Annotated in this window: 3 protein-coding genes; 1 reads left to right on the forward strand and 2 read right to left on the reverse strand. The window is 32.5% G+C overall.

Annotated features, from left to right (window positions below):
* Positions 1 to 279 (forward strand): hypothetical protein (locus ACFQ1X_RS15515; protein WP_379083327.1); only part of this gene is annotated, 279 nt, incomplete at its 5' end.
* Positions 280 to 549: 270 nt separating this feature from the next.
* On the opposite strand, the gene ACFQ1X_RS15520 is transcribed toward ACFQ1X_RS15515, so the two are convergent.
* Complete coding sequence (locus tag ACFQ1X_RS15520; RefSeq protein ID WP_144841696.1) at positions 550 to 1,356, reverse strand: hypothetical protein; 807 nt, start codon at positions 1,354 to 1,356, stop codon at positions 550 to 552.
* Between the two features lie 16 nt (positions 1,357 to 1,372).
* Positions 1,373 to 1,996: a matrixin family metalloprotease gene (locus ACFQ1X_RS15525; protein ID WP_144841697.1), complete on the reverse strand. Its 624-nt coding sequence runs from the start codon at positions 1,994 to 1,996 to the stop codon at positions 1,373 to 1,375.
* Positions 1,997 to 2,744: the final 748 nt, after the last annotated feature.

The following is a 2,744-nucleotide window of genomic DNA, read 5'->3' on the forward strand; positions in this document are numbered from 1 at the left end:
CAAGCACGCCGCTTTAGCAGCTGCCTAAATTTAAAAAACGGAAAAAATGATCCGAAAAATCGTCTGCACTTTTTAAAAGGGCGATTTATGAAATTGATTCATATAGTAAAAAAAATAGTGTGTAGTATCCTATATAAAAAGGAGTGTATAAGGGCTGATTTATTCGAAAGCTTATATGGCATTATAACTAATTATCCAAACATAAATAAGAGGAATACAAGAAAGAAGCATCCAATCTCTAAATTTAGAGAATTAGTGCTCCTTCAATACATTTTCTAATGATTCTTTTTATATATAAGCGACCTTAAAATTTGAAAGGTACAAAGTACTTTTGGAAATAGTTTGCTGTTTAGAGTAAGGTACAACTCTTTCCTGTCTATATTTATTGTTAGATAATTCAACTTTTATTCAACTGCAGAAATCTAGAATTATTAAAAAAATTGACAATTAAATTAATGGTAAGAGAGAGCAAAATAACTAAAAGAGCTGCTATAGTGCAACTAATGATTTTTATTTGACCAAGTTTATGTTTGAACGTTCATTCTATTTTTATTCTACTGGTACTACACTTCCATATCGAGTTGTCAAAGTGATGTTTCCATCATCTAGTTCTTGAAGATAAACTTTGTATTTTTGCCCGATTTTTATATGTGGAGGAAGAAACAACTGACTTCCTGCAAGAGTGCCTTTAATATTTTCCACCAACTCATAATTAACTAGTTTAACATTACTACTCTCTATGCTTATTTCTTTGGGAACTATAACTGACACGTAGGTTGATAACTCTATCAACTCATTTTCGGTTGTGGCTCTATCTTTTACTTTCCTGATTTTTTTGCTGTTTGTGGATTCTTTAGATTTTTTTTCGATATAGGGTAATAACGTTTTTACATCATCAAGATCGTTTTTTAAAAATTTTTGTTTCCCTAATACTTTCTGATTTTCTACTACTAAAATCGATTCGCTTAGAGCGTTGTAAAGAGGTTCACTGTATAACTCACTCTCCCAGCCCTCTAAAAACAAGATCACTCTTTGGTCGACTGTCATGTCTTGGGGCTTCTCATAAACGTTTATATAAGAATCACTAATGTTTCCTTTGTAAACATGTTCTAATTTGATGTTATAAACTGTACCGTCCACAGCGTAATCTTCAGCTTTTTCAACCACTCCAATCACTACAAATTGCGACATGTCAATTAACGATTCTATGTCTTCAAAAATGTATTCTTTCTCTCCTTCTTCTATATATCCCAAATCTACTTCCTCAGTGTTTTCTGAGTCTTGAAGATTCACTGGCTCTTGTGATTGGCAAGCAGAAAGAATCAGTAAAAGTACTAACAGACAAATTCTTTTCATAAACTTTTCCTCCGAGTTAGTAGATTTGATTTAAGTGCACTTTATCTCTTGTTGTAAGATTTTGAACAGCACTAGAGCTACTATACATTATATCGTTAGAAGAAGAGCTATGTCCTCTCCAACCAAGTGCGTGCCCAATTTCATGGGTTGCTGTTTTACGATAATAATTCATTCTTGTTGTAAGATTCGTTTCTGTTCTATTTTTAATAAGTACTTGAGTTCTAAGATGTTGAAAGCCATTTTTAATGTAGGTCCCAGCATATCTCCACTCTCCTTCATATGCAGTAGATAGGGGCCTCATTAAACCTGTATTGCTTGAATCATAACTGGGATAGATTGTTCTCAAGCTAGTAAGATTGCCTGCATAAACCTCAATATTGGACCAATCTTTTCTAGTTGTAGTTGTAACTCTCACCCCACCATTAGTCCATTGGTTAGTTGCGTGGTTTATCATAGTAGAAAGTTGAGTGCCACTAACACTTGAATCTAATGAGCCAAAATATACTAAGGGACTAGATTTATATCTAGCAATACTTGAACTATCACTATAGTAGTAGCTAAGCATCCCTAAATCACCTGCATAAGCTTTTCCACTTAGTAAGACGCTTAAAATTAATGAAAGTAAAATTACCTTCTTCATAAATCTCTGACCAACACCTTTCTTAGCAATGTATTCTTCATGAAATTCTTGAATAAAATGAATTTTAAAATTATTAAGGTGGAATGTGGAAACTCTAATTTTATTGATTTAGATACTCACATTAAGTTCATGGGGTAAGCTTTCTTATTTACGAAGCGCTTTAAAGCAAATACCATCCATTATTTGTAATGAAAGATGAGGTGATATTTTTAAACTATTTAAGATTAACTTGGTCAATCCACTAATTACAATTGATGAGAATGGGTTCTTAAGTTTTTTGTCATTACTACACTTTTTTAAATATGAGAATGTTTCCCACCTAAGAGTTCTCTAAATCGATTTTCAAAAATGTGAATATAATAGCCTCTACCGTAACAATAGATCCTTTAATTAGTCGATTGCTAATCATATTTTATAAGTGGTTACCTGCCGTTTTTGTATCATTTTGTTCTGCTCTATAAAAAAGGGGAAACATCTTTATCGTGGAGGAATCTATACTCCAGGTTGCACCTTGTTATATTTACATTTATCAAGTTGCTCTAAGAATTTTCAAGCTAGGCGTATACAACTGAAAATACATCAATAGCTTCAAGTTTTGACTAAATTTTGTATATGCAGAATTAGTAATTATATTTAAGAATATAATTGAGTAAATTTCATAATTCCGAGACCTTGCGGCTCTAGGTGTGTAACGGCATGAAAATAGAGCACCTCCCCAAATCCTGTATAATGGTAGTCACCACAACAA

The sequence above is a fragment of the Metaplanococcus flavidus genome, from assembly GCF_042675885.1.
In the GTDB taxonomy this organism is placed as follows: domain Bacteria; phylum Bacillota; class Bacilli; order Bacillales_A; family Planococcaceae; genus Planococcus; species Planococcus flavidus.